General features: G+C 53.6%; 24 protein-coding genes and 2 pseudogenes. 17 read left to right on the top strand and 9 right to left on the bottom strand.

Annotation, left to right across the window (positions count from 1 at the left end; all coding sequences use genetic code 11):
• The first annotated feature begins 25 nt into the window (after window positions 1-25).
• Window positions 26-955: a DNA replication terminus site-binding protein gene (tus, locus tag ACFK9X_RS11610; RefSeq protein ID WP_000092489.1), complete on the top strand. Its 930-nt coding sequence runs from the start codon at window positions 26-28 to the stop codon at window positions 953-955.
• On the opposite strand, the gene fumC is transcribed toward tus, so the two are convergent.
• The gene (fumC, locus tag ACFK9X_RS11605; protein ID WP_000259117.1) at window positions 952-2,355 is read right to left on the bottom strand and encodes a class II fumarate hydratase; all 1,404 of its coding nucleotides are present in this window, start codon (window positions 2,353-2,355) and stop codon (window positions 952-954) included. The two genes, tus and fumC, sit on opposite strands and share 4 nt — an antisense overlap.
• A 167-nt stretch (window positions 2,356-2,522) precedes the next feature.
• Complete coding sequence (gene fumB / locus ACFK9X_RS11600; RefSeq protein WP_151116485.1) at window positions 2,523-4,169, bottom strand: class I fumarate hydratase; 1,647 nt, start codon at window positions 4,167-4,169, stop codon at window positions 2,523-2,525.
• A 199-nt stretch (window positions 4,170-4,368) separates the two neighbouring features.
• On the opposite strand from fumB, the gene manA reads away from it, so the two are divergent.
• Together manA and ACFK9X_RS11590 are read left to right on the top strand one after the other, a co-directional pair.
• Window positions 4,369-5,544 (top strand): mannose-6-phosphate isomerase, encoded by a 1,176-nt coding sequence (gene manA, locus ACFK9X_RS11595; RefSeq protein WP_001170618.1) that lies wholly within the window; start codon window positions 4,369-4,371, stop codon window positions 5,542-5,544.
• A gap of 102 nt (window positions 5,545-5,646) precedes the next feature.
• Window positions 5,647-7,155 carry a YdgA family protein gene (locus tag ACFK9X_RS11590; protein WP_000753331.1) on the top strand — a complete coding sequence of 503 codons (1,509 nt, stop codon included), beginning with the start codon at window positions 5,647-5,649 and terminating at the stop codon, window positions 7,153-7,155.
• Window positions 7,156-7,212: 57 nt separating this feature from the next.
• On the opposite strand, the pseudogene malI reads toward ACFK9X_RS11590, so the two are convergent.
• A pseudogene (gene malI, locus ACFK9X_RS11585) lies at window positions 7,213-7,815 on the bottom strand (Mal regulon transcriptional regulator MalI); the annotation flags it as partial.
• A gap of 18 nt (window positions 7,816-7,833) precedes the next feature.
• Between malI and ACFK9X_RS11580 the strand changes: the two are divergent.
• A pseudogene (locus ACFK9X_RS11580) lies at window positions 7,834-8,208 on the top strand (aminotransferase class I/II-fold pyridoxal phosphate-dependent enzyme); the annotation flags it as partial.
• Window positions 8,209-8,425: 217 nt separating this feature from the next.
• Window positions 8,426-9,427, top strand: a complete 1,002-nt coding sequence (add, locus tag ACFK9X_RS11575; protein ID WP_151116483.1) for an adenosine deaminase — start codon at window positions 8,426-8,428, stop codon at window positions 9,425-9,427.
• Window positions 9,428-9,501: 74 nt separating this feature from the next.
• Here the strand turns inward: add and ACFK9X_RS11570 are convergent, their stop codons facing one another.
• Window positions 9,502-10,542: an oxidoreductase gene (locus ACFK9X_RS11570; RefSeq protein ID WP_000998242.1), complete on the bottom strand. Its 1,041-nt coding sequence runs from the start codon at window positions 10,540-10,542 to the stop codon at window positions 9,502-9,504.
• 207 nt (window positions 10,543-10,749) lie between these two features.
• Between ACFK9X_RS11570 and blr the strand changes: the two genes are divergently transcribed.
• The 12 genes from blr to gstA all read left to right on the top strand — a co-directional run bounded on the left by blr (window position 10,750) and on the right by gstA (window position 21,091).
• Window positions 10,750-10,875, top strand: coding sequence for a division septum protein Blr (gene blr / locus ACFK9X_RS11565; protein ID WP_001708800.1), 126 nt, complete (start codon window positions 10,750-10,752; stop codon window positions 10,873-10,875).
• A 298-nt stretch (window positions 10,876-11,173) separates the two neighbouring features.
• Window positions 11,174-11,389, top strand: coding sequence for a transcription modulator YdgT (ydgT, locus tag ACFK9X_RS11560; RefSeq protein WP_000217946.1), 216 nt, complete (start codon window positions 11,174-11,176; stop codon window positions 11,387-11,389).
• A gap of 88 nt (window positions 11,390-11,477) precedes the next feature.
• Window positions 11,478-11,918 carry a DUF2569 domain-containing protein gene (locus ACFK9X_RS11555; protein ID WP_000214061.1) on the top strand — a complete coding sequence of 147 codons (441 nt, stop codon included), beginning with the start codon at window positions 11,478-11,480 and terminating at the stop codon, window positions 11,916-11,918.
• A 76-nt stretch (window positions 11,919-11,994) separates the two neighbouring features.
• Window positions 11,995-12,576 carry an electron transport complex subunit RsxA gene (gene rsxA, locus ACFK9X_RS11550; RefSeq protein ID WP_000133179.1) on the top strand — a complete coding sequence of 194 codons (582 nt, stop codon included), beginning with the start codon at window positions 11,995-11,997 and terminating at the stop codon, window positions 12,574-12,576.
• Window positions 12,576-13,154, top strand: a complete 579-nt coding sequence (rsxB, locus tag ACFK9X_RS11545; protein WP_001092600.1) for an electron transport complex subunit RsxB — start codon at window positions 12,576-12,578, stop codon at window positions 13,152-13,154. Before rsxA ends, rsxB begins: the two co-directional genes overlap by 1 nt.
• Window positions 13,147-15,261, top strand: a complete 2,115-nt coding sequence (gene rsxC, locus ACFK9X_RS11540; RefSeq protein WP_151116481.1) for an electron transport complex subunit RsxC — start codon at window positions 13,147-13,149, stop codon at window positions 15,259-15,261. Before rsxB ends, rsxC begins: the two co-directional genes overlap by 8 nt.
• Window positions 15,262-16,320 (top strand): electron transport complex subunit RsxD, encoded by a 1,059-nt coding sequence (gene rsxD / locus ACFK9X_RS11535; RefSeq protein ID WP_000231960.1) that lies wholly within the window; start codon window positions 15,262-15,264, stop codon window positions 16,318-16,320. It abuts the gene before it with no gap.
• A 3-nt stretch (window positions 16,321-16,323) separates the two neighbouring features.
• A complete protein-coding gene (gene rsxG / locus ACFK9X_RS11530) occupies window positions 16,324-16,944 on the top strand; it encodes an electron transport complex subunit RsxG (protein ID WP_000920822.1) in 621 nt (206 codons plus the stop codon).
• 2 nt (window positions 16,945-16,946) lie between these two features.
• Entirely contained in the window at window positions 16,947-17,639 is a 693-nt protein-coding gene (locus tag ACFK9X_RS11525) for an electron transport complex subunit E (protein WP_001289628.1), read from the top strand.
• Window positions 17,639-18,274: an endonuclease III gene (gene nth / locus ACFK9X_RS11520; protein ID WP_001030318.1), complete on the top strand. Its 636-nt coding sequence runs from the start codon at window positions 17,639-17,641 to the stop codon at window positions 18,272-18,274. Before ACFK9X_RS11525 ends, nth begins: the two co-directional genes overlap by 1 nt.
• Before the next feature lie 601 nt (window positions 18,275-18,875).
• Window positions 18,876-20,381 carry a dipeptide/tripeptide permease DtpA gene (dtpA, locus tag ACFK9X_RS11515; protein ID WP_151116479.1) on the top strand — a complete coding sequence of 502 codons (1,506 nt, stop codon included), beginning with the start codon at window positions 18,876-18,878 and terminating at the stop codon, window positions 20,379-20,381.
• A 104-nt stretch (window positions 20,382-20,485) separates the two neighbouring features.
• Window positions 20,486-21,091: a glutathione transferase GstA gene (gene gstA / locus ACFK9X_RS11510; RefSeq protein WP_000765727.1), complete on the top strand. Its 606-nt coding sequence runs from the start codon at window positions 20,486-20,488 to the stop codon at window positions 21,089-21,091.
• Window positions 21,092-21,149: 58 nt separating this feature from the next.
• Here gstA and pdxY read toward each other — a convergent pair whose 3' ends face one another.
• From pdxY to anmK, 5 genes are all read right to left on the bottom strand, one after another.
• A complete protein-coding gene (gene pdxY, locus ACFK9X_RS11505) occupies window positions 21,150-22,010 on the bottom strand; it encodes a pyridoxal kinase PdxY (protein ID WP_151116477.1) in 861 nt (286 codons plus the stop codon).
• 59 nt (window positions 22,011-22,069) lie between these two features.
• Window positions 22,070-23,344, bottom strand: coding sequence for a tyrosine--tRNA ligase (gene tyrS, locus ACFK9X_RS11500; protein ID WP_000168626.1), 1,275 nt, complete (start codon window positions 23,342-23,344; stop codon window positions 22,070-22,072).
• 126 nt (window positions 23,345-23,470) lie between these two features.
• Entirely contained in the window at window positions 23,471-24,127 is a 657-nt protein-coding gene (gene pdxH, locus ACFK9X_RS11495; RefSeq protein ID WP_001282334.1) for a pyridoxamine 5'-phosphate oxidase, read from the bottom strand.
• Between the two features lie 58 nt (window positions 24,128-24,185).
• A complete protein-coding gene (gene mliC, locus ACFK9X_RS11490) occupies window positions 24,186-24,515 on the bottom strand; it encodes a C-type lysozyme inhibitor (protein ID WP_151116475.1) in 330 nt (109 codons plus the stop codon).
• A gap of 87 nt (window positions 24,516-24,602) precedes the next feature.
• Window positions 24,603-25,724 carry an anhydro-N-acetylmuramic acid kinase gene (gene anmK / locus ACFK9X_RS11485; protein ID WP_000835021.1) on the bottom strand — a complete coding sequence of 374 codons (1,122 nt, stop codon included), beginning with the start codon at window positions 25,722-25,724 and terminating at the stop codon, window positions 24,603-24,605.
• Between the last annotated feature and the right edge of the window lie 122 nt (window positions 25,725-25,846).

The raw sequence follows: 25,846 nt of genomic DNA, 5'->3' as shown, positions 1-25,846 counted from the left end.
TGTTGTAACTAAAGTGAGTGATACCATGTCCCGCTACGATCTCGTTGAACGCCTGAATGGCACTTTTCGCCAGATAGAACAACACCTGGCGGCGCTGACGGATAATCTACAGCAGCATTCGCTACTTATCGCCCGTGTCTTTTCACTGCCGCAGGTGACCAAAGAGGCGGAACATGCGCCGCTGGATACTATCGAGGTAACGCAACATCTGGGGAAAGAGGCCGAAGCGCTGGCGCTACGTCACTATCGCCATTTGTTTATTCAACAGCAGTCCGAAAACCGCAGCAGTAAAGCCGCCGTCCGCCTGCCTGGCGTCTTATGCTATCAAGTGGATAATGCGACACAGTTAGATCTGGAAAATCAGATACAGCGCATTAACCAGTTGAAAACCACCTTCGAGCAGATGGTTACGGTAGAGTCCGGTCTTCCCTCAGCGGCACGTTTTGAGTGGGTGCATCGGCATCTACCCGGCTTAATTACGCTGAACGCTTACCGCACGCTGACGCTTATCAATAACCCCGCCACCATACGTTTCGGCTGGGCAAATAAACATATTATTAAAAATTTAAGCCGGGATGAGGTTCTGAGCCAGTTGAAAAAAAGCCTCGCGTCGCCGCGCAGCGTCCCGCCGTGGACGCGCGAACAATGGCAATTCAAGCTGGAACGGGAATATCAGGATATCGCTGCCTTACCGCAGCAGGCCCGACTCAAGATTAAGCGTCCGGTTAAAGTACAGCCGATCGCCCGCATCTGGTATAAAGGCCAGCAAAAACAGGTGCAACACGCCTGCCCCACGCCGATTATCGCATTAATCAACACGGACAACGGCGCTGGCGTGCCGGATATTGGCGGGCTGGAAAACTATGACGCCGACAATATTCAGCACCGTTTTAAACCACAGGCGCAGCCGCTGCGACTGATTATTCCGCGACTGCACCTGTATGTGGCGGATTAACGTCCCGGCGTCATACTGCCAACCATCAACTCCGGACGTACCCAGGCGTCGAACTCCTCGTCGCTAAGGTATCCTAATGCCACGGCTGAGGCTTTGAGCGTCAGCCCTTCTTTATGCGCCTTCTTCGCAATCTCCGCCGCTTTATCGTAACCGATGTGCGTATTGAGCGCAGTGACCAGCATCAGCGACTCATTCAGCAACTGCGTAATACGCTCGCGGTTTGGCTCGATTCCTGACGCACAGTGTTGATTGAAACTCGCCATGCCATCGGCCAGCAGGCGCACCGTTTGCAGAAAATTATGAATAACCATCGGACGATAGACGTTGAGCTCAAAGTTGCCCGATGCGCCCCCCATATTGATGGCCACATCGTTACCCATCACCTGGCAACATAGCATCGTTACCGCTTCACACTGGGTCGGATTCACTTTACCAGGCATAATGGAACTGCCTGGCTCATTCTCCGGGATAGCAATCTCGCCAATGCCGCAGCGCGGGCCGGACGCCAGCCAGCGAACATCGTTGGCGATTTTCATCAGCGAGGCCGCCAGTCCTTTTAATGCGCCATGCGCCTGTACCAACGCGTCACAGGTCGCCAGCGCTTCGAATTTATTCGGGGCGGTAACAAACGGCGCTGCGGTAATCGTCGCCAGTTCCTCGGCCACGCGCCGGGCATATTCCGGGTGGGTATTAAGCCCTGTCCCTACTGCGGTTCCGCCGAGCGCCAGTTCCGCGACGTGCGGTAAACTGTGCTCAATGTGTCTGAGGTTATGTTCCAGCATGGCTACCCAACCGGAAATCTCCTGGCCTAAGGTGAGCGGCGTCGCGTCCTGCAGGTGAGTACGGCCAATTTTGACAATATCGGCGAAAGCGTGGGATTTATCGCGAAGCGTATCCGTTAATGCGGATAATTGCGGGATAAGGTGTTCGCGTAACGCCAGTAACGCCGCCACGTGCATGGCGGTTGGGAAAACATCGTTTGAGCTTTGACTCTTATTGACGTCATCATTGGGATGCACCTTGCGTTCCATACCGCGAACGCCGCCCAAAATTTCACTGGCGCGGTTCGCTAACACTTCATTCATATTCATGTTGCTTTGCGTACCGGAGCCGGTCTGCCAAATCGCCAGCGGAAACTCATCAGCATGTTTTCCCGCCAGCACTTCATCAGCCGCCTGGATAATCGCGCTGGCTTTTTCCGCCGCCAACAACCCTAAGTCCTGGTTGACCTTCGCAGCGGCGCGCTTGGTCAACGCCAGAGCGTGAATGAGCGAGACGGGCATTTTCTCCGTGGAAATCCGAAAATGCTCCAGCGAACGTTGAGTCTGCGCCCCCCACAGTTTATCTGCCGGGACTTCAATCGCGCCCATTGAATCTTTCTCGCGGCGTACCGTTACCATTACCTGCTCCTTACTCAAGTTGATGAGATCATGTGTCGACATTGCTCACATGTTTGCGGTCTTATGAGTATTAACGATAACAACACAACGGTGTAGACCGGATAAGGCGCTTGCGCCGTTCTCCGGCAAAATAGCGAATCATGTTACCGCCCCGCAGGGCGGCGACATTACTTAACGCAGCGCGCGCACTGCGATGACTGAATCTGCTGGAAGAAATCGTTGCCTTTATCATCCACCAGAATGAAGGCCGGAAAATCCTCCACTTCAATTTTCCAGATAGCCTCCATACCCAGTTCAGGATATTCCACGCACTCCAGGCGCTTGATACTACCCTGCGCCAGAACGGCTGCCGGGCCGCCGATACTGCCCAGGTAGAAGCCGCCATGTTTCTTACAGGCATCGGTCACCTGCTGGCTGCGGTTGCCTTTCGCCAGCATGATCATACTGCCGCCCTGCGACTGGAGCTGATCAACATAAGAGTCCATTCGTCCTGCGGTAGTCGGCCCAAGCGACCCGGAGGCATACCCTTCCGGCGTTTTTGCCGGCCCCGCATAATAGATAGGATGATCTTTGATGTACTGCGGCAAACCTTCGCCTCTGTCCATCCGTTCTTTCAGTTTAGCGTGCGCGATGTCGCGGCCCACAATAATCGTGCCGTTCAGCGACAGGCGCGTTGATACCGGATACTGCGACAGTTGTTGCAGTATCTCGCTCATGGGACGGTTAAGATCAACGCGCACCGCCTCGCCCTCTCCCGCCTGGCGCAGCGCCTCTGGAATATATTTACCGGGATTGCGCTCCAGCTTCTCGATCCAGATCCCGTCCCGGTTGATCTTCGCTTTAATGTTTCGATCCGCGGAGCAGGACACGCCCATACCTACCGGACACGATGCCCCGTGGCGCGGCAATCGGATGACACGAATATCGTGAGCGAAATACTTGCCGCCGAACTGCGCGCCTAAGCCAAGATTTTGCGCCTCAAGCAACAATTCTTTTTCCAGCTCAATATCGCGGAAGGCCTGCCCGTGTTCATTGCCTTCGGTCGGTAGCGCATCATAGTATTTTGCCGAGGCCAGCTTAACGGTCTTCAGGTTCGCTTCCGCCGAGGTGCCGCCAATGACAAACGCAATGTGATACGGCGGACAGGCGGCGGTGCCCAGCGTACGCATCTTATCGACGAGATAATTTTTGAGCTTACCCGGCGTCAGAAGCGCTTTTGTCTCCTGATAGAGGTAGGTTTTATTCGCCGATCCGCCGCCTTTAGCGATACAGAGGAATTTATATTCATCGCCATCGACGCTGTAGAGATCGATCTGCGCCGGCAGGTTAGTACCGGTATTGACCTCTTTGTACATATCCAGCGCCGCGTTCTGTGAATAGCGCAGGTTATCTTCGATATAGGTATTATATACGCCGCGAGCCAGCGCCGCTTCATCACCTCCGCAAGTCCAGACGCGTTGGCCTTTTTTGCCGACAATAATGGCCGTACCGGTATCCTGGCAGGTGGGCAACACGCCCTTGGCCGCGATATCGGAGTTTCGCAGGAATTGCAGCGCGACATATTTGTCGTTTTCACTGGCCTGCGGATCGCGCAGAATATCCGCCACCTGCTGCTGATGCGCGGGACGTAACATAAAAGACGCATCGTGGAAGGCCTGACGCGCCAACAACGTTAGCGCTTCCGGCGCGACTTTCAGGATCTCTTGTCCTTCGAATTCGGCGACGGAAACATGTTCGCTGGTCAACAAGTAGTACTCGGTATCGTCCTTTTTGAGGGGAAAAGGGTCTTGATAAAAGAAGGGTTTGTTTGACATTGTGCTCTCACTTACCGCTCGGTATGGTTATTCTCTGGGCAGGTGTTCCATTGCCCGACTCAAAGCGAGTAACACTATCCTACACAATTTTTTAACAAAAACTGAGACAAGTACGACTTTTTACGCCCGGAGGTTACTTCATGCGGGTTTCTTGGTTTAATACCTCCCATTGATCTCCACATTGAAACAGGGCTTGATAATGCAAAAACTCATTAACTCAGTGCAAAACTATGCCTGGGGAAGTAAAACTGCGTTAACGGAACTTTATGGCATCGCCAATCCGCAGCAGCAGCCAATGGCTGAACTCTGGATGGGCGCGCATCCCAAAAGCAGCTCGCGAATCACCACCGCCAACGGCGAAACCGTCTCCCTGCGTGACGCCATCGAAAAGAATAAAACCGCCATGCTGGGCGAAGCGGTAGCCAACCGTTTCGGCGAACTGCCGTTTCTGTTTAAAGTACTGTGCGCCGCGCAGCCGCTCTCTATTCAGGTGCACCCGAATAAGCGCAATTCCGAAATCGGTTTCGCGAAAGAAAATGCGGCGGGTATCCCCATGGATGCCGCAGAGCGGAACTATAAAGATCCTAACCATAAACCAGAGCTGGTTTTTGCCCTGACGCCTTTCCTGGCGATGAACGCGTTCCGCGAATTTTCTGACATTGTCTCTTTACTGCAACCTATCGCCGGCGCGCATTCCGCTATCGCCCACTTTTTGCAGGCGCCGAATGCTGAACGTCTGAGCCAGCTTTTCGCCAGCCTGTTGAATATGCAAGGCGAAGAAAAATCCCGCGCGTTAGCCGTACTCAAAGCGGCGCTTAACAGCCAGCAAGGCGAACCGTGGCAAACGATCCGCGTGATTTCAGAGTATTATCCTGACGACAGCGGGCTTTTCTCTCCTTTGTTGCTGAATGTGGTCAAACTGAATCCCGGCGAGGCGATGTTCCTGTTTGCCGAAACGCCTCATGCTTATCTGCAGGGCGTTGCGCTGGAAGTCATGGCAAACTCCGATAACGTTCTGCGCGCTGGCCTTACGCCAAAATATATCGACATCCCTGAGCTGGTCGCGAACGTGAAGTTCGAACCTAAGCCTGCTGGCGAGTTACTGACTGCCCCGGTAAAAAGCGGCGCGGAGCTGGACTTCCCAATTCCGGTTGACGATTTTGCTTTTTCACTGCACGACCTGGCGCTTCAGGAGACGAGCATCGGCCAACACAGCGCCGCGATTCTGTTCTGCGTTGAGGGTGAGGCGGTGTTACGTAAAGATGAACAGCGTCTGGTACTGAAGCCGGGTGAATCTGCCTTTATCGGCGCGGATGAGTCTCCGGTTAACGCCAGCGGCACGGGCCGTTTAGCGCGTGTTTATAACAAGCTGTAGCAACGTACTGAATTTTTTAACAACTCTTGCTAAGCTTATAACAGACGTAAAACTCCTCCAGGCGGTTTAATCCGCCTGGTTTCATTTTTATGGACAATTGATATGAAAAAAACACTGGTAGCTGCAGGTGTAGTGATTGCACTTGGCATCGTCTGGACAGGCGGCGCCTGGTATACGGGGAAAAAGCTGGAGAACCATCTTGCAGAAATGGTGACTCAGGCCAATGAACAGCTCAAGCGTACTGCGCCGGAGGCCGGTGTCGAATTAAGTTATCAAAACTACCAGCGTGGCGTGTTCAGTAGCCATCTGCAACTGGTTGTCAAACCGGTTGCCGGCGCAGACACTACCTGGTTGAAACCCGGGCAAAGCATTGTGCTGGACGAGTCCGTTTCACATGGCCCCTTCCCGCTCGCCCAGCTCAAAACGCTCAATCTGATCCCTTCTATGGCGTCGGTAAAAACCACCCTGGTGAATAACGATGCGGCAAAACCCCTCTTTGATATCGCGAAAGGCGACGCGCCCTTTGTTATCAATACCCGCATTGGTTATGGCGGCGATACCCGCTCCGATATCTCTCTCAAGCCGTTAAACTACGAGAATGCCGGTGAAAAGGTCGCCTTTAGCGGTGGCGAGTTCCAGCTTAACGCCGATAAAGACGGTAATGTGGTTTCGCTGTCGGGCGAAGCGCAGAGCGGCCTGGTCGATGCCGTTAACGAATATAACCAGAAGGTCCAACTCACCTTTAATAATTTGAAAACCGACGGTACCAGTAAACTGGCAAGCTTTGGCGAACGTGTGGGCGACCAAAAGTTAACGCTGGATAAACTGTCCATCGCCATTGAGGGTAAAGAGATGGCGGTGCTGGAAGGGATGGAAATTGCCGGCAAGTCCGATCTCGTCAACGACGGAAAAACCATTAACAGCCAGTTGGATTACTCGCTTAACAGCCTGAAAGTGCAGAATCAGGATTTGGGCAGCGGTAAATTAACGCTGAAAGTCGGTCAAATCGACGGCGAAGCCTGGCACCAGTTTAGTCAGCAATATCATGCACAAACGCAGGCGCTGCTGAATCAGCCGGACGTGGCGCAGAATCCTGAGCTTTATCAGCAAAAAGTCACTGAAGCGTTCTTTAGCGCTCTCCCCGTGCTGTTAAAAGGCGATCCGGTACTGACTCTGGCGCCGCTTAGCTGGAAAAACGCCAAAGGGGAAACCACGCTGAATCTGTCGCTGTTCCTCAAAGATCCGGCAACCACAACGGCACAACCGCAAACGCTGGCGCAGGAAGTCGACCGCTCCGTGAAATCGCTGGATGCGAAACTGGCAATTCCGATGGACATGGCGGTCGAGTTTATGACGCAGATAGCAAAGCTGGAAGGCTATCAGCAGGATGATGCGGAAAAACTGGCAAAACAGCAGGTGCAGGGGCTGTCCGCAATGGGTCAGATGTTCCGACTGACAACGCTGAAGGATAATACTATCGCCTCCAGTTTGCAGTACGCCAATGGCCAGATCACGCTCAACGGACAAAAAATGCCGTTGGAAGACTTTGTCGGCCTGTTTGGGATGCCGGCGCTTTCCGTACCGGACGTTCCGGCGCTGCCTCAACAATAATCGCCTTGCCGGGTGTCGCGACGCTGCACCCGGTCTGCGCCGAACGACGCGCAGCCTCTACTTTTGCGTTACCAGGCGAGCGGCTATCGTTTGACTCCGCACATGGTGCTCGTCGTGAGCAATACGCTGCAATATTCGTTCGGCCAGGGTATAGCCTATTTCTCGCGCCGGCGTACTGGCCCAGATAATCGGCAGGTCGTCGAGGGCGTTCTCCGCCACATCAGCAAACGCCGCCAGCGACACCTGCTGCTCGAAATAACGATCGACACCGCTCTCGCCACTCTGTCGTCCGGCTCTCAGCAGTCCAAACCACGCCCCCATCGCAATGGTTTCGTTGTAACAAACGACAGCGCTAATGGTCGGATTGTATCGCAACAGCGCGGTAATGCTTTCTGCTGCCTGTTTCTGACTGGAAGCGCATTCCACGACCCACTCGCTGTGAAACGGTAGACCGTATTTTAACAACGTCGCGCAATAGCCGCCCACGCGCTCCGCGCGGGTTAAAGATGCGCTTTGTCCTCCCAGCCAGGCGATGCGCTGATGGCCCTGACGAATAAGGTACTCCGTCAGGAGTTGCGCCGCCTGCATGTTGTCAGGCCGAACGGTATCCGCATCATCAAGATAGCTGGCGCGTGACGCAAACACGACAGGAATACCTTGTGCGTCGGCCTGCGCTCTTCTTCGCCAGCGGTGCTCTCGCTCACGGCGCATATTGCCGCGTATCAGCACGGCGCGCCGTGGCTGGATGCGTTACGCGCCTCGCTGGCGGCTAATATGCGCTATATTGAGCAGGCGCTGAATGGCGCCTTTCCGACGTTGAACTGGCAAGCGCCGCCATCGACCTATCTGGCCTGGATTGATCTCCGTCCACTCGGCATTGACGATCAAAAATTACAGCACACGCTCATTCATCAGGAGAAAGTCGCCATTATGCCCGGCGATACCTATGGCGCAGAAGGCCGGGGATTTGTGCGTCTGAATGCCGGATGCCCTCGCCTGAAACTTGAAAAAGGCGTCAACGGATTGATTAACGCTATCCGCACCGTTCGCTGATACTGTCTACAAGCGGGGGGTTGACCCTTTATCCTGAGAGGCGATAACAGAGACGGCCCCCGTGAGCTGACTGGGGGCGCGTTAAAGAGAATGATACAAAATTTCTCCCGCGCTCTCGCGAAGTTGCAACGTAATGACTCCGTTTTTGCAAAATTTCCAGAGCATTATCAATCTGTAGTATAATGGTGCGCACTTTTATTAAAAATTGAGTGCGCCCATGATTGATATTACGCTTCCTTTGACTGACATCCACCGCCACCTTGATGGCAACATTCGCGCCCAAACAATTCTGGATCTTGGTCGGCAGTTCAACATCGCCCTTCCCGCCCAAACGCTGGAAACGCTGATTCCGCATGTCCAGGTCACCTCAACCGAACCCGATTTAGTAAGCTTTCTCACTAAGCTCGATTGGGGGGTAAAAGTCCTGGCATCGCTTGACGCCTGCCGCCGTGTGGCCTTTGAAAATATTGAAGATGCGGCACGTAACGGCCTGCATTACGTCGAGCTTCGCTTTTCGCCTGGCTATATGGCGATGGCGCATCAGTTACCGATCGCAGGCGTGGTTGAAGCCGTTATCGACGGTGTACGCGACGGCTGTAACACGTTTGGCGTCGAGGCACGACTCATTGGCATTATGAGCCGTACCTTCGGCGAGGCGGCATGTTTACAGGAGCTTGATGCGCTGCTGGCGCACAGAGAAAAAATCACCGCGCTGGATTTAGCCGGTGATGAGCTGGGCTTTCCCGGCAGTCTGTTTTTGTCGCACTTTAATCGGGCGCGCGATGCGGGCTGGCATATTACCGTTCACGCAGGCGAAGCCGCAGGGCCAGAAAGTATCTGGCAGGCGATTCGCGAACTGGGGGCCGAACGTATCGGACATGGCGTAAAAGCTGTCGAAGATCGCACGTTAATGGATTTTCTTGCACAGCAGCGTATCGGTATTGAATCCTGTCTGACCTCGAATATTCAAACCAGTACCGTCGCATCGCTGGCAGATCATCCGCTCAAAACCTTCCTTGAGCATGGCGTTCTCGCCAGTCTTAATACGGACGATCCGGCTGTTCAGGGCGTAGATATTATCCATGAATATCACGTTGCCGCGCCAGCGGCAGGATTGAGCCGCGAACAGATTCGCCAGGCCCAGATTAACGGTCTGGAAATCGCCTTTTTGAGCGATGGCGAAAAACGTGCGCTGCGCGAAAAAGTGGCCGCGGCGTAAGATTGCTTTATTGATGCTAACGCCCTCTCTCCGCCTGCGATTTAATGCTATCCCAGGCGGAGAAATGCGACATCTCAGGCAAGACACAGCGTCGCGCGATGTTTTGCCGATTCCATGCCCAGTTCAATCAACTCCATAATTTGAATCGCCTGGCTTGCCGGCACGGGATTTTCACCGTTACCGTTTAACGCATCGCGGATGGCGGCATAATATGCCGGATAGTTACCCGGCAACGTAAGCCAGTTCTCTTCTTTGCGCGTCTCTCCCTCAACCAGGGTCAATACGCCGTCACGCATGTCATATCCCCAGTCTTCCTGCGGTAAACGCTCGCCGTTTTTTAACCGTTCTTCCTGGGGATCGAGGCCATATTTTACATAGCTACCGCGCGAACCATGAACGATGTATCGCGCGGATTCCGCCGCGGCCAGCATCGTACCGTGCAAAATCACGCGGCGCTGGGGGTAGGATAAAATCGCGTGGAAATAATCTGTAGATTGCGCGCCCGGACGCAGTTGCGCTAAATCCACCGTCATGCTGACCGGCAGGCCAAAAAGCTGAATGGCCTGATCCAACAAGTGCGGCGCCAGATCGTACCAGATACCACTTCCCGGCCCGCCTTGCTCGCGCCAGCGGTCGCGCACCTGGGGACGGAAGCGATCAAAGTGGGATTCAAACAAGGACACCTCGCCGAGCACGCCATCCGCCAGCAAGGCTTTCAGCGTCAAAAAATCGCTGTCCCAGCGTCGGTTGTGGAAGACGGAAAGTACCCGGCCAGTACTCCGCGCAAGCGCATCCAATTCTCGCGCCTGTGACAGTGTCACGGTAAAGGGTTTATCAACCACCACATGCTTACCGGCTTCCAGCGCAGCTTTCGCCAGCGGGAAATGGGTATCGTTGGGCGTCGGGATCACGATCAGGTCGATATGCGGATCGTTAAATAAATGTCGGGGCTCAGAGACCACGGAAACCGCCGGCCAATCTGCTTTCACTTTTGTTTCATCGCTGCTGGATACCGCCGCAAGCTCTAGCCCTGGCGTTCCCATAATTAAGGGCGCATGAAAGGTTTTACTGGCGTAGCCATAACCGATTAACCCAACGCGGATTTTGTCATTCATCTCACTGCCTCCGGTTTTAGATATCGCTATTCCACACCATCGTGCGATTAGCCGCAATAGCGTCCTGACCATCAACGTAGCATCAAATGATTAACTTGTTACAGAACAGAGGCTGAAAACGTTTCCCTCCCTCTTGCCGACCGTTCGCCAGGAAAGTAACATTTACCCCCTGTGTTTATGGATAAATCAAAGCAAATGTCGTCAATAATGAATCGTCTTATTGAATTAACTGGGTGGATAGTTCTCGTTATCTCAGTCATTCTTTTAGGTATTGCCAACCATATTGACAATTACCAACCACCAGAGCCCACGGCTTCCGTTCAGAAGAAGTAAGCGTCAGATAATGTAAAGGCATTTTCGCGTGGCACGGTAAGCGGCGCCCCGGGGGGTGCAAAGAAAAGTCAAAAACCGGCAAAAAAAACGAAAGTATGTCCTATCTGGTCTGACGTTTATTGCCTGTTGTAGGAAAGCGCGTTAACCTTTCGCCCCAGGCGCCATTTGGCGCCTGACTCTTTACCGGTAAGAATATTCCCTTTTTACCTGCCCCCCTGACCTCTCACTGGTGCGGTTTTGTTTATTTTTTATCAGTGACTACTCCGTTGGCATTATATTTAATATGGATCAACTTTATATGACTGTTCAGGATTATCTATTAAAATTCCGCAAAATTAGTTCGCTCGAAAGTCTGGAAAAACTGTTCGACCACCTTAACTATACCCTTACTGATGACATGGACATTGTTAATATGTATCGCGCTGCAGATCACCGCCGTGCCGAACTGGTTTCCGGAGGACGCCTGTTTGATGTAGGTCAGGTTCCGCAATCCGTCTGGCGCTATGTGCAATAAAGAAAGTAGCGTTTAACATCAAAAACCTTATAATATTTGCCCCAAAATGAGCGGCATGACCGTTAATGCGCGTAACCCCGGAGAAGATATGACTACAACACCGCCACAACGAATTGGAGGCTGGCTTCTTGGCCCGTTAGCCTGGCTGTTAGTCGCGTTGTTGAGCGCCTCGCTGGCGTTATTACTCTACGTTATGGCGCTTGCCACACCGCAAACGTTCAAGACGCTTAGCGGACAGGAAACCGGTAATTTACTGCTATGGGGCATTTCATTTATTACCGCTATCGCCATGTGGTACTATACCCTGTGGTTGACGATCGCATTCTTCAAGCGCAGACGCTGCGTGCCGAAGCATTACATTATCTGGCTGCTGGTGTCGGTGTTACTGGCGGTTAAAGCATTTGCCTTTTCGCCCGTCTCAGATGCCTTTGCCGTGCGTCAGTTACTCTTCCCACTGTTGGCGACGGCGCTCATTGTGCCTTATCTCAAACGTTCAGCGCGCGTTAAAACAACGTTTGTTAATCCGTAATAACCCTACAGTTAACCTGTTGTCGCCTGTGGTAGTTTGACAGATAATAGGCGGCTTTTTTATTTCAGGCCGAAACATGACTGATTACCTGCTGCTCTTTGTCGGAACTGTACTGGTCAATAACTTTGTACTGGTCAAATTCCTGGGCCTTTGTCCCTTTATGGGCGTATCCAAAAAACTGGAAACCGCCATGGGGATGGGCCTCGCGACGACCTTTGTCATGACGCTGGCGTCGATATGCGCCTGGCTTATCGACACCTGGATACTTATTCCGCTGGATCTGATTTATCTGCGGACGCTGGCCTTTATCCTCGTCATTGCTGTGGTCGTGCAATTTACCGAAATGGTTGTACGGAAAACCAGCCCGGCGTTATACCGCTTGTTAGGCATCTTCTTACCACTGATTACCACTAACTGTGCGGTTCTGGGCGTAGCGTTACTGAATATTAATCTCGGTCATCACTTTCTTCAGTCGGCGCTGTACGGATTTTCCGCCGCCGTCGGTTTTTCATTAGTGATGGTTCTGTTTGCCGCCATCCGCGAACGCCTTGCCGTGGCGGATGTGCCCGCCCCTTTTCGTGGTAACGCGATAGCATTGATTACCGCAGGATTAATGTCTTTGGCCTTTATGGGCTTTAGTGGTTTGGTGAAGTTGTAATGAATACTATCTGGATTGCCGTTGGCGCCCTGACCCTTCTGGGCCTGGTGTTCGGCGCCATTCTGGGTTATGCCTCCCGCCGATTCGCGGTTGAAGATGATCCGGTTGTTGAAAAAATCGATGCGATTTTGCCGCAGAGCCAGTGTGGTCAGTGCGGCTATCCCGGCTGTCGCCCCTACGCCGAAGCCGTGGGCCTCCAGGGCGAGAAAATCAATCGTTGCGCGCCCGGCGGCGAAGCCGTCATGCTGAAAATGGCAGAGCTGCTAAACGTAGAGCCGCAGCCATGCGATGGTGAAGAACAGCAGGCCGCGCCAGTACGTATGCTGGCAGTTATTGATGAAAATAACTGCATTGGCTGCACAAAATGCATTCAGGCCTGCCCGGTTGACGCCATCGTTGGCGCAACGCGCGCCATGCACACGGTCATGAGCGATCTCTGTACTGGCTGTAATCTGTGCGTCGATCCGTGTCCGACGCACTGCATCGAATTACGTCCGGTGAATGAGACGCCCGACAGTTGGAAATGGGATTTGAACACCATTCCCGTTCGCATCATTCCCGTGGAACAACATGCTTAAACTATTTTCCGCTTTCAGAAAAGATAAAATCTGGGATTTCGACGGTGGTATTCATCCGCCCGAAATGAAGACCCAGTCAAACGGCACGCCGCTGCGCCAGGTGCCTTTAGCGCCGCGCTTCGTTATCCCCTTAAAACAGCACATTGGCGCTGAGGGCGAGCTGTGCGTTAGCGTCGGCGATCGCGTGCTACGCGGCCAGGCGCTTACCCGTGGACGTGGGAGAATGCTGCCGGTACACGCGCCCACCTCCGGGACAGTTATCGCTATTGCGCCCTACTCGACGGCGCATCCTTCGGCGCTGGCGGAGTTAAGCGTCATCATTGATGCCGACGGCGAGGACCGCTGGATTGAACGCGAGGGCTGGTCTGATTACCGCGCCCACAGCCGTGAGGCGCTCATTGAGCGCATTCATCAGTATGGCGTTGCCGGGCTTGGCGGCGCGGGGTTTCCCACCGGCGTTAAATTGCAGGGCGGCGGCGATAAAATCACCACGCTTATTATCAATGCCGCAGAGTGCGAACCTTACATTACGGCGGACGATCGTTTGATGCAGGACTGCGCCGCGCAGATTGTGGAAGGTATTCGCATCCTGGCGCATATTCTGCAACCGCGTGAGGTATTAATCGGCATTGAAGATAACAAACCGCAGGCTATTTCCATGCTGCGCGCCGTACTGGCTGACGCCCACGATATTTCGTTACGTGTGATCCCAACCAAATACCCTTCCGGCGGCGCAAAACAGCTCACCCAAATACTGACGGGAAAACAGGTTCCCCACGGCGGGCGCTCCTCTGATATTGGCGTGCTGATGCAAAACGTCGGTACGGCGTATGCCGTTAAACGCGCCGTGATTGACGGCGAACCGATCACAGAACGCGTCGTCACCTTAACGGGTGAAGCGGTAAGCCGCCCGGGTAACGTCTGGGCGCGGCTCGGCACTCCCGTTCGTCATTTGCTTAACGATGCCGGGTTCTGCCCTTCTGCTGACCAGATGGTCATCATGGGCGGCCCGTTGATGGGATTCACCCTTCCCTGGCTTGACGTACCTGTCGTAAAAATCACCAACTGCCTGCTGGCGCCATCCGTGACTGAAATGGGAGCGCCTCAGGAAGAGAAAAGCTGTATTCGTTGCAGCGCTTGCGCTGACGCTTGCCCTGCCGACCTTTTACCGCAGCAGCTTTATTGGTTCAGCAAAGGGCAGCAGCATGACAAGGCTACCGCTCACCATATTGCTGATTGTATAGAATGCGGCGCCTGCGCCTGGGTCTGCCCCAGTAATATTCCGCTCGTCCAATATTTCCGTCAGGAAAAAGCGGAGATTAATGCGATCAGGCTTGAAGAAAAACGCGCCGCCGAAGCCAAAGCACGTTTTGAGGCTCGTCAGGCAAGACTGGAGCGCGAAAAAGCCGCCCGCCTTGCACGTCATAAGAGCGCAGCGGTACAACCAGCGGCAAAAGATCAGGATGCCATTGCCGCTGCGCTGGCGCGGGTAAAAGAGAAACAGGCGCAGGCCACGCAACCGGTGGTTATTCAGGCGGGTAGTCTGCCAGACAATAGCGCCGTCATCGCGGCCCGTGAAGCGCGTAAAGCGCAAGCGCGCGCTAAACAAGCCGCTCATCCGGTGGCTGACAGCGCGATACCCGGCGACGACCCGCGTAAAGCCGCAGTGGAGGCGGCCATCGCCCGCGCCAAAGCCCGCAAACAGGAGCAGCAGGCCGGAAGCGAACCTGCCGAAGCGGTCGACCCGCGCAAAGCCGCGGTGGAAGCGGCTATCGCCCGCGCCAAAGCCCGCAAGCAGGAGCAGCAGACCGGAAGCGAACCTGCCGAACCGATCGATCCGCGTAAAGCCGCGGTGGAAGCGGCTATCGCCCGCGCCAAAGCCCGCAAGCAGGAGCAGCAGGCCGGAAGCGAACCTGTCGAACCGGCCGACCCGCGCAAAGCCGCGGTGGAAGCGGCGATCGCCCGCGCCAAAGCCCGTAAGCAGGAGCAGCAGACCGGAAGCGAACCTGCCGAACCGGCCGACCCGCGTAAAGCCGCGGTTGCTGCGGCTATCGCCCGCGTTCAGGCAAAAAAAGCAGCACAGCAGCAGGTTGTTAACGAGGACTAAATGGTATTCAGAATCGCAAGCTCGCCTTATACCCATAACCAGCGCCAGACATCGCGAATCATGTTGCTGGTAGTAATCGCCGCTCTGCCGGGGATTGCCGCGCAGACGTGGTTTTTTGGTTGGGGAACGCTTTTCCAGATCGTTCTGGCAGCCATCACAGCGCTCGTCGCGGAAGCCATTGTCCTCAGGCTGCGCAAACAATCGGTCGCCAGTCACCTGCAGGATTATTCCGCGTTGTTGACGGGGCTTTTGCTGGCGGTCAGCATCCCTCCGCTCGCGCCCTGGTGGATGGTCGTGCTGGGAACCGGATTCGCCATTATTATCGCCAAACAGTTATATGGCGGGCTGGGACAAAACCCCTTTAATCCGGCAATGATCGGTTACGTGGTGCTATTAATTTCCTTTCCGGTACAAATGACAAGCTGGTTGCCGCCTTATGAAATAGCCGCAACAACGCCCGATATGCTGGACACGTTGCGGATGATTTTTAGCGGGCATACCGCCAGCGGCGGCGATATGACGCTGCTACGTATCGGTATTGACGGTATCAGCCAGGCGACGCCGCTGGATACGTTTAAAACGTCCTTGCGCGCCGGACATTCCGTTGAGCAAATTATGCAGTACCCGATATACAGCGCCGCGCTGGCCGGCGTGGGCTGGCAGTGGGTTAACCTCGCCTGGCTTGTCGGCGGCGTATTCCTGCTGTGGCAAAAAGCCATCCGCTGGCATATCCCGGTCAGTTTTCTGCTGACGCTGGCGCTATGCGCCGCGTTAGGTTGGCTTTTCTCGCCCGCTACGCTGGCCTCGCCGCAGCTTCATCTGCTGTCAGGCGCCACCATGCTGGGCGCATTTTTTATCTTAACGGATCCGGTTACCGCCTCCACGACAAACCGTGGACGTTTAATTTTCGGCGCGCTGGCTGGGGTATTAGTGTGGCTGATTCGTAGCTTCGGCGGCTACCCGGACGGCGTTGCTTTTGCTGTCCTGTTGGCGAATATCACGGTTCCTCTGATCGACTACTACACGCGCCCCCGCGTCTATGGACATCGCAAAGGATAAACCATGCTGAAAACGATTCGTAAACACGGTATTACGCTGGCGCTTTTTGCCGCAGGCTCTACGGGATTGACCGCGGTGATTAATCAGATGACAAAATCAACCATCCACGAACAAGCGCTGCAACAACAACATGCCTTGTTTGATCAGGTATTGCCGCCAGATCGTTACAATAATAATCTGCAAGAGAGTTGTTATCTGGTCGATGCGCCCGCCCTCGGCAAAGGCACACACCGTGTTTTTATCGCTCGCAAGGATGATAAACCCGTAGCGGCCATCATTGAGGCCACCGCCCCAGATGGCTATTCCGGCGCTATCCAGCTTATTGTTGGCGCAGATTTCAACGGTACCGTCCTGGGGACGCGTGTGACGGAACATCATGAGACGCCAGGGTTAGGTGATAAAATTGAGCGCCGTTTGTCTGACTGGATTACCCACTTTAGCGGTAAAACCATCAGCGGTGAAAATGATACGCACTGGGCGGTGAAAAAAGATGGCGGTGATTTTGATCAATTTACCGGGGCGACAATAACGCCGCGTGCCGTAGTGAATGCGGTTAAACGCGCCGGGCTGTACGCCGAATCACTGCCCGCTCAGCTCCCCCATTTAACCGCCTGTGGAGAATAGCCATGAGCGAAATAAAAGACATTGTTGTTCAGGGGTTATGGAAAAATAACTCTGCTCTGGTGCAGCTACTTGGCCTGTGCCCTTTACTGGCGGTGACGTCTACGGCAACCAACGCTCTGGGGCTGGGTCTGGCCACAACGCTGGTATTAACGCTGACCAACCTTACGGTGTCCGCACTACGTCGCTGGACGCCGGCAGAAATCCGTATCCCGATTTACGTCATGATCATTGCCTCGGTGGTAAGCGCAGTACAGATGCTGATCAATGCGTATGCGTTCGGTTTATATCAGTCTTTAGGGATTTTTATTCCGCTGATTGTAACGAACTGCATTGTTGTCGGTCGCGCCGAAGCGTTTGCCGCGAAAAAAGGACCGTGGCTTTCCGCGTTGGACGGTTTTTCCATCGGCATGGGCGCGACAGGCGCGATGTTCGTGCTGGGTTCGCTGCGCGAGATCCTCGGGAATGGTACGCTTTTCGATGGCGCGGATAGCCTGCTGGGAGGCTGGGCAAAAGTATTACGGGTCGAGATATTTCACACCGACTCGCCTTTCCTGCTGGCGATGCTGCCGCCAGGCGCGTTTATCGGCCTGGGGCTCATGCTGGCGGTAAAATATCTTATTGATGAAAAAATGAAGAAACGCCGCGCCGAAACCGCGCCTTCCGCTGTTCCGGCAGGTGAAACAGGGAAAGTCTGATGAACAAAGCAAAAAGGCTGGAAATTCTGACGCGCCTGCGCGACAACAATCCGCACCCCACAACGGAACTCAATTTCACGTCGCCGTTTGAGTTGCTGATTGCCGTGTTGCTTTCCGCGCAGGCAACCGACGTCAGCGTGAACAAGGCTACCGCCAAACTTTACCCGGTCGCCAATACGCCAGCCGCGATGCTGGAACTGGGCGTAGAAGGCGTGAAATCCTATATCAAAACCATCGGTTTATTTAACAGTAAAGCGGAAAACGTGATTAAGACCTGCCGTATTTTACTGGACAAGCATAATGGCGAAGTGCCGGAGGATCGGGCGGCGCTGGAAGCGCTTCCCGGCGTGGGGCGTAAAACCGCTAACGTAGTACTAAATACCGCCTTCGGCTGGCCGACCATCGCCGTTGATACGCATATATTTCGTGTATGCAACCGAACACAGTTCGCGCCGGGTAAAAATGTCGAGCAGGTAGAAGAGAAGTTGCTGAAAGTGGTGCCGAATGAGTTCAAAGTGGACTGCCATCACTGGTTAATTTTGCATGGCCGCTATACCTGTATCGCCCGAAAACCCCGCTGCGGCTCCTGCCTCATTGAAGACCTTTGCGAATACAAAGAAAAAGTCGATATTTGATATGGTCGGAGTGCGTCCGTCACACCAGCGCGCTCCCACCTTCGGCCTGGATCTATTTTAGCCATCAATCATTCCAGTCTCTGTCCTTTTTCTGATGTAATGTGCTTTCGTTTTCACTCCACGTCAGGTTAATCATTTTTTTAATCGCAAAAAATTCTATCTATCCGTGATCAGGATCACTTTGATAACTTCATGTGAAATTTAATGACATCTAAGGTTACATTTACAACCGGATAGACTGACGCCCCGTTTTCACTACAAAACATTACTCTGCCATTTTTTCAGATAATGGCCTATATCACTGCTTTTCACCTTAAATAGCAGAAGATATCGCCTTTCACCCAAACTAATGGCCTTTTTGCAGTGTAAAAATCTGCCATTCTTCAAATGAAGAAATTTAACGCTGGATAACATTTCTGACATCGGACGATTCAACCAGAAGAGTTATATGTAACAGATTATTACAAAGCTCTTGTCTGGAGAGGAAAGATAGTGAACATTACCTGCCGTTTCCCCTCCAATATAACAATCGGACGGATGAGTCTGACTCATCACGCGCCAGACAATCCCTGTTAATACGGGGCGTAAAAAAGAGGTAAAAGTGTCTACTGCAAACAAAAAACCAACTGAAAGCGTCAGTTTGAACGCTTTCAAACAACCGAAGGCGTTCTATCTCATCTTCTCGATAGAGTTATGGGAGCGTTTTGGTTATTACGGCCTGCAAGGCATTATGGCCGTCTACCTGGTAAAACAACTGGGTATGTCAGAAGCGGATTCCATCACCCTTTTCTCTTCCTTCAGTGCGCTGGTGTACGGCCTGGTCGCCATTGGCGGTTGGTTAGGTGATAAAATTCTGGGCACCAAACGCGTTATTATGCTGGGTGCCGTGGTGCTGGCTATCGGTTATGCGCTGGTCGCATGGTCTGGTCATGACGCTGGCATCGTCTATATGGGCATGGCGGCTATCGCTGTGGGTAACGGTCTGTTTAAAGCTAACCCGTCTTCCCTGCTGTCTACCTGTTACGCGAAGGACGATCCGCGTCTCGACGGCGCATTTACGATGTATTATATGTCCGTCAACATCGGCTCCTTCTTCTCTATGCTGGCGACGCCGTGGCTGGCGGCGCGTTATGGCTGGAGCACCGCGTTTGCGCTTAGCGTCGTCGGTATGCTGATAACCGTCGTTAACTTTGCTTTCTGCCAGCGCTGGGTGAAAAGCTACGGTTCCAAACCCGACTTTGAACCGATCAACTTCCGTAATCTGCTGCTGACAATCGTGGGTATTGTCGTTCTGATTGCGGTCGCCACCTGGCTGCTGCACAACCAGGATATCGCGCGTATGGTGCTGGGCGTAATCGCTCTTGGCATCGTCATTATCTTCGGTAAAGAAGCGTTTTCCATGCACGGCGCGGCTCGCCGTAAAATGATCGTCGCCTTTATTTTGATGCTGCAGGCGATTATCTTCTTCGTACTGTACAGCCAGATGCCGACGTCGCTGAACTTCTTTGCCATTCGTAACATCGAGCACTCTATTCTCGGTATCGCGTTCGAACCGGAACAGTATCAGGCGCTGAACCCATTCTGGATCATTATCGGCAGCCCGATTCTGGCCGCTGTCTATAACAGGATGGGCGATACGCTGCCGATGCCGATGAAATTCGCCATTGGTATGGTGCTGTGTTCCGGCGCGTTCCTGATTCTGCCGCTGGGCGCCAAATTTGCGAACGATGCCGGCATCGTATCCGTAAACTGGCTGATCGCAAGCTACGGCCTGCAAAGTATCGGTGAGCTGATGATCTCCGGTCTGGGACTGGCAATGGTCGCACAGTTGGTTCCGCAGCGTCTGATGGGTTTCATCATGGGTAGCTGGTTCCTGACAACGGCAGGCGCTAACATCATCGGCGGTTATGTCGCCAACCTGATGGCTGTGCCGAGCGACGTGACTGACCCACTGATGTCCCTGGAAGTCTATGGTCGCGTATTTATGCAGATTGGCATAGCAACCGCCGTTATCGCCGTCCTGATGCTGCTGACAGCGCCTAAGCTGAACCGTATGACCCAGGACGATGATACCGCTGAAAAAGGCTCTAAAGCCGCTACAGTTTAATTTTCCGGGAAACAACATTCAGGCCGCTAACTGTGCGTTAGCGGCTTTTTTTTTGCTCGTCCCCGCACTACCATACTTTAAACCTCAGCAAAAAGGAGTTACCGATGAAACTGTTCTACAAACCGGGTGCCTGCTCTCTTGCTTCCCATATTACCCTGCGCGAAATTGGCAAAGACTTTACGCTTGATGGCGTCGATCTCGCAAAAAAACGCCTGGAAAACGGTGATGATTACCTGGCAGTCAACCCTAAAGGACAGGTTCCGGCTCTGCTGCTGGATGACGGCACACTGTTGACTGAAGGCGTCGCCATTATGCAGTACCTCGCCGACAGCGTTCCCGACCGCCAGCTTCTGGCGCCGGTAAGTAGTCTTGCTCGCTATCATACGCTGGAATGGCTCAACTATATTGCAACGGAACTGCATAAAGGCTTTACCCCGCTGTTCCGCCCTGACACGCCGGAAACACTCAAACCCGCCGTTCGCGCCGGTCTGGAAAAGAAATTGCAGTATGTGGATGAGTCGCTTTCAGACGACCAGTGGATTTGCGGCCAGCGTTTTACCATTGCAGACGCTTATCTGTTTACCGTATTGCGTTGGGCCTATGGCGTAAAACTGAATATGGACGGGTTAACGCATATTGAAAGTTATATGCAGCGTGTCGCAAAAAGACCGACCGTTGCGGCAGCGCTTAAAGCGGAAGGACTGAATTAATGTCATGTTGCCGGATAGCTCGCTGTACCGCCATCCGGCCTCTTTTTAGCAGCAATAATTACAGCCGCGTTGCGCTGAAGTAATGTTCAGGGTTAGCGATCCTGTCCTGGGCCGCCACGACCTGCAGTTCGTACTCCTGCATCGTTTTGGTGGCGATCATAATCTCATAGACTGCCGCCGTAACGTGCTCCAGCGCCTGCTGCAACGTCGCGCCCTGCAAAAGTTTGACCAGCAATAAACCACTGGTGACATCGCCAACGCCAACCGGCTGACGTGAGCCGAAATCCACCAGCGGACGGCTAATATGCCAGGCTTCCTGCGCTGTCACCAGCAGCATTTCAAAGCGTTCTGAACTGTAACCGACGCGGGCGAGATGTTTTACCAGTACAATTTCTGGCCCCTGAGCAATCAGTTCTCGCGCCGCCTGCACGGCGTCATTCACATTATTCACGCTATGTTTGCTGAGAATTTCCAGTTCAATCAGGTTAGGCGCGATAATATCGCTGGCGGGTAGCGCATAACGCACATGGAACTCTGCGACGCCAGGCGCCACGATACAGCCCTTTTCCGGATGCCCCATCACGGGGTCGCAGAAATATTTTGCCTGCGGATTTGCCGCTTTAACCTGGCGCACAATACCGAGAATGTGTTCTCCCTGCTCGGCAGATCCCAGGTAACCGCTAAGTACGGCGTCGCAGTGCGCTAACTGGCCAATGTCCGCAATCCCCTGGACAATCTCAGTCAGATGGCTGGGCGGCATGACACAGCCGGTCCATTTACCATATTGCGTGTGGTTAGAAAACTGAACGGTATTCAGCGGCCAAACATTCGCGCCAAGACGGCGCATGGGAAATTCGGCGGCGCTGTTGCCCGCATGTCCGAAAACAACATGGGACTGGATAGCGAGGATATTCTTCATTTTTTTACCTGAACATCAAAAATAAGGGAGTGATTTCTCACTCCCTGTTACTTAATGCCTTATTTCCAGCAAATCAGACAATAGTTCTTTTTGCCGCGACGTAATAAGGTGTAGCGGCCAAACAGACGGTCCTCATCGTTAAAGATGTATTCAGGATCGGATTGTTTTTCACCATTGATAGTGACAGCGTTGGAGGCGATAGTCTTACGCGCCTGACCACGCGACGGCTGGAGTTCGGCGTCTACCAGCGCCTGCATCAGGTCGGCGCCTTTTTCCATTTCAACCATCGGTACGCCGTCCTGCGCCAACTGCTCAAAGTCAGCTTCGCTCAGCGCGCTCAGTGAACCGCTGAACAGGCATTCAGTGATCCGTTTCGCCGCGACCAGCCCCTCTTCACCATGAACCAGGCGCGTCACCTGCTCGGCCAGCACATACTGCGCGCGCGGCGCTTTACCGCTGTTTTTATCTTCTTCTTCCAGGGCATTGATCTCTTCAATATCCATAAAAGTGAAGAATTTCAGGAAGCGATAAACATCGGCATCTGCGGTGTTAATCCAGAACTGGTAGAATTTGTACGGACTGGTTTTCTTCGGATCCAGCCAGACAGCGCCGCCTTCGGTTTTACCGAATTTCGTGCCGTCAGCTTTGGTGATCAGCGGAACGGTCAAACCAAATACCTGATTCTGGTGCAGGCGACGGGTCAGGTCGATACCGGAAGTGATGTTCCCCCACTGGTCAGAACCGCCAATCTGTAAGGCAACGCCGTGCAGTTTATTCAGACAAGCGAAGTCGTACCCCTGTAGCAGGTTATAAGAGAACTCCGTGAAAGAGATACCCTGATCGTCACGGTTCAGACGCTGCTTCACCGCTTCTTTGTTGATCATCTGATTAACGGAAAAATGTTTACCGATATCGCGCAGGAAAGTCAGCACATTCATGCTGCCGAACCAGTCATAGTTATTGGCCGCGATGGCGGAGTTTTCGCCGCAATCAAAGTCCAGGAATGGGGCAACCTGTTTACGAATTTTCGCCACCCACTCCTGAACGGTCTCTTCAGTGTTCAGTTTACGCTCGGCGGCTTTGAAGCTCGGGTCGCCAATCAGACCGGTCGCGCCGCCTACCAGCGCAACAGGTTTGTGCCCTGCCTGCTGGAAGCGTTTCAGGCATAACAATGGAACCAGATGCCCCAAATGCAAGCTGTCAGCGGTAGGATCGAAGCCGCAATAGAGCGCGATCGGGCCTTGCGCCAGTCGCTCTGCCAACGCGTCTTCGTCCGTCACCTGGGCTACCAGCCCCCGCTCTTGCAATTGTTTAATCAAGTTACTGCTTGCCATCAAAATCTCCATGTATAAAACGACTGCACCTTTGCCGGTACACGACTTTTCGCCAGACGCGAAAGAGACATAGCATAAAACGGCGGATTCATCCGCACCAGTGCTCAAAACAAGATTTTTGCATCTTTAGGGCGCAAGACGGTCGATTTTCCATGCGCCGTCGTCGCGTTGGTATAAAAAGCGATCGTGCAGACGATGTTCGCCGCCCTGCCAGAACTCCATCTGTTCGATACTCACGCGAAAACCACCCCAGAAGCTGGGTAACGGCACTTCGCCCTGTTGAAACTTCTGCTTGAGCTCCAGGAATTTGCTTTCGAGGATACCGCGCGCGGAAATGCGGCTGGATTGTTTAGAGACCCATGCGCCGATCTGGCTGTCGCGCGGACGGCTGTGGAAATACCTCACCACCTCAAGAGTGGAGAGACGCTCGGCTTTGCCTGTCACCATCACCTGGCGTTCAAGCATATGCCAGGGAAATAACAGGCTGATACGCGGATTGTGCTCAATTTGATGCGCCTTGCGGCTTCCCAGGTTGGTATAAAAGACCAGGCCTTTTTCATCATAATGCTTGAGCAACACAATACGCTGGTACGGTTGCCCCTTGTCATCTACGGTCGCCACGACCATTGCCGTCGGATCGGCCAGTCTGGCGTCGCACGCTTGCCCAAGCCAGCGCTCAAATAAGGTTAACGGTTCAGCGGGTAAATCGCGGCGACGCAAGCCGCCTTTCGTATATTCACGGCGCAGATGCGCGATCTGCTGCAATTGGTCGTTATCAGACATGGCGTTGATCAGAAATAATCAGTGGGTGGCGCTATTGTGCGCCCCCATACTGAAAATCTCAACGCTTCGGATTTTGTAACTGACAGTTATTAAGCACAATTCTGTCTCGCTTATAGACCGTGGCGCTCTCGCCTTGCGACCAGAAAACATAAATCCCGTCGGTATAACGCGCGCCCGAGGCCGAGATTCCTTGCTTCAGGGTCAGCAGCTTATTGTCATAAATAAAACTGACCTCTTCACGCGGGTTATTGACTTTAACGGTAAGCGGCTTCTCATCACACTGGTATTCCAGCGTATCCGTTTGCATACGTTCAACAAATTGTTGATAAACGCTACAGCCGGTCAGCAGCACAGGTAAACACATTATTGCGATCTTTTTCATAGGCATATCCCGAAAGCTCTCCTGCTTCTGGAAGGGCAAACGCCCCTTCCTGACCTTGCTAGTTTACCGATATAGGGTCCGGGAAAAATTCAGTTAACTCTGAGTTATTGGGTTAGCCGGGTAAATAGCGCCTAAAACACTGGCTTCTGTAGCCCCCGTCACGGAAGGTAAATTTCCCGGCAGGCCCGCGAGCGTTCGCCAGGCAAGCCATGCAAAGGCCAGCGCTTCCATATCATCGCCGCTGATCCCCGCCTTATCGGTGGTCGAAACCTCGATACCGGGCAACAGCGCCGCCAGACGGGCCATCACTAACGGATTCCGGCTTCCGCCGCCACAGACCATCAGCCGCTCGCAGCCGCCATTGAGCAGCACCTGTTGGGCGATGGAGACCGCCGTCAGCTCCGCCAGCGTGGCCTGTACATCGCGCGCGTCTGCGCCAGGGAAAGCCGTAAGATGACGCTCTAACCAGCCATAGTTGAAATATTCGCGTCCTGTACTTTTGGGCGCCGACGCAGCAAAGTACGGATCGCGCAACATCTTTTGCAGCAATGGAAGAATAACCTGACCTTCTTTCGCCCATGCCGCGTCTTTGTCGTAGGGCTGCGCGCATTGTCGCCAAATCCACGCATCCATCAACATATTACCCGGCCCCGTGTCGTACCCGCGCACCGCCTGTCCGGGGAAAAGCAGAGATAAATTGGCGATGCCGCCGATATTCAGGACCATACGTTTTTCCGTCGGATGTCCCAACAGCGCGTGATGGAAAGCAGGCACCAACGGCGCGCCTTGTCCGCCCAGCGCAATATCCCGCCGCCGAAAATCGCCGACCACTGTAATCCCCGTATGGGCGACGATGTGATTATTATCGCCAATTTGCAGCGTATGCGGGGCCTCGCCGGTCGGTTCATGCCAGACCGTTTGCCCATGACAACCAATGGCGACGATATCCCGCGGCTGCAAACGTTGTTGCGCTAACAGCGCATTAACCGCCTGTGCAAAAAGCCGGCCTAACTGGGTATCAAGCTGGCCGAGTTGCGAGAGCGTAAGCGGCTGTCCCTGGCAAATATCGAGAATGCCTTTTTTCAGATGAACGGGAATGGGCCAGGTGAGACTTGCCTGTTGCGCAACCATGGTTTCATCAATTGCCGCCAATACAACATCCACGCCATCAAGGCTGGTTCCGGACATAACGCCAATAAAACGGCCCGATTTCATACCTCTTCCTTTTAAGCTGGGTTAAGCCTTAACACTCGGCATAACGTATTTTGTAATGCTATGCCCACGTCACGTTTTTTGCCGTGTCGTCCACGTATATCAATGACCTATCTTTTCTTGCT

Source organism: Salmonella sp. WC3, assembly GCF_042932255.1.
Lineage (GTDB): Bacteria > Pseudomonadota > Gammaproteobacteria > Enterobacterales > Enterobacteriaceae > Salmonella > Salmonella enterica.
The sequence above is the reverse complement of the archived record's forward strand: the minus strand, read 5'-3'. Positions and strand labels throughout refer to the sequence as shown.

What these genes read in the sequence shown, in the direction of transcription:
- pdxY (WP_151116477.1), bottom strand. Translation starts at nt 22,010, where the DNA reads ATGAAGAATATCCTCGCTATCCAGTCCCATGTTGTTTTCGGACATGCG.
- tus (WP_000092489.1), top strand. Translation starts at nt 26, where the DNA reads ATGTCCCGCTACGATCTCGTTGAACGCCTGAATGGCACTTTTCGCCAG.
- tyrS (WP_000168626.1), bottom strand. Translation starts at nt 23,344, where the DNA reads ATGGCAAGCAGTAACTTGATTAAACAATTGCAAGAGCGGGGGCTGGTA.
- gstA (WP_000765727.1), top strand. Translation starts at nt 20,486, where the DNA reads ATGAAACTGTTCTACAAACCGGGTGCCTGCTCTCTTGCTTCCCATATT.
- fumB (WP_151116485.1), bottom strand. Translation starts at nt 4,169, where the DNA reads ATGTCAAACAAACCCTTCTTTTATCAAGACCCTTTTCCCCTCAAAAAG.
- rsxC (WP_151116481.1), top strand. Translation starts at nt 13,147, where the DNA reads ATGCTTAAACTATTTTCCGCTTTCAGAAAAGATAAAATCTGGGATTTC.
- mliC (WP_151116475.1), bottom strand. Translation starts at nt 24,515, where the DNA reads ATGCCTATGAAAAAGATCGCAATAATGTGTTTACCTGTGCTGCTGACC.
- rsxA (WP_000133179.1), top strand. Translation starts at nt 11,995, where the DNA reads ATGACTGATTACCTGCTGCTCTTTGTCGGAACTGTACTGGTCAATAAC.
- rsxB (WP_001092600.1), top strand. Translation starts at nt 12,576, where the DNA reads ATGAATACTATCTGGATTGCCGTTGGCGCCCTGACCCTTCTGGGCCTG.
- rsxG (WP_000920822.1), top strand. Translation starts at nt 16,324, where the DNA reads ATGCTGAAAACGATTCGTAAACACGGTATTACGCTGGCGCTTTTTGCC.
- ACFK9X_RS11555 (WP_000214061.1), top strand. Translation starts at nt 11,478, where the DNA reads ATGACTACAACACCGCCACAACGAATTGGAGGCTGGCTTCTTGGCCCG.
- ydgT (WP_000217946.1), top strand. Translation starts at nt 11,174, where the DNA reads ATGACTGTTCAGGATTATCTATTAAAATTCCGCAAAATTAGTTCGCTC.
- fumC (WP_000259117.1), bottom strand. Translation starts at nt 2,355, where the DNA reads ATGGTAACGGTACGCCGCGAGAAAGATTCAATGGGCGCGATTGAAGTC.
- nth (WP_001030318.1), top strand. Translation starts at nt 17,639, where the DNA reads ATGAACAAAGCAAAAAGGCTGGAAATTCTGACGCGCCTGCGCGACAAC.
- rsxD (WP_000231960.1), top strand. Translation starts at nt 15,262, where the DNA reads ATGGTATTCAGAATCGCAAGCTCGCCTTATACCCATAACCAGCGCCAG.
- anmK (WP_000835021.1), bottom strand. Translation starts at nt 25,724, where the DNA reads ATGAAATCGGGCCGTTTTATTGGCGTTATGTCCGGAACCAGCCTTGAT.
- ACFK9X_RS11590 (WP_000753331.1), top strand. Translation starts at nt 5,647, where the DNA reads ATGAAAAAAACACTGGTAGCTGCAGGTGTAGTGATTGCACTTGGCATC.
- add (WP_151116483.1), top strand. Translation starts at nt 8,426, where the DNA reads ATGATTGATATTACGCTTCCTTTGACTGACATCCACCGCCACCTTGAT.
- ACFK9X_RS11525 (WP_001289628.1), top strand. Translation starts at nt 16,947, where the DNA reads ATGAGCGAAATAAAAGACATTGTTGTTCAGGGGTTATGGAAAAATAAC.
- ACFK9X_RS11570 (WP_000998242.1), bottom strand. Translation starts at nt 10,542, where the DNA reads ATGAATGACAAAATCCGCGTTGGGTTAATCGGTTATGGCTACGCCAGT.
- pdxH (WP_001282334.1), bottom strand. Translation starts at nt 24,127, where the DNA reads ATGTCTGATAACGACCAATTGCAGCAGATCGCGCATCTGCGCCGTGAA.
- manA (WP_001170618.1), top strand. Translation starts at nt 4,369, where the DNA reads ATGCAAAAACTCATTAACTCAGTGCAAAACTATGCCTGGGGAAGTAAA.
- blr (WP_001708800.1), top strand. Translation starts at nt 10,750, where the DNA reads ATGAATCGTCTTATTGAATTAACTGGGTGGATAGTTCTCGTTATCTCA.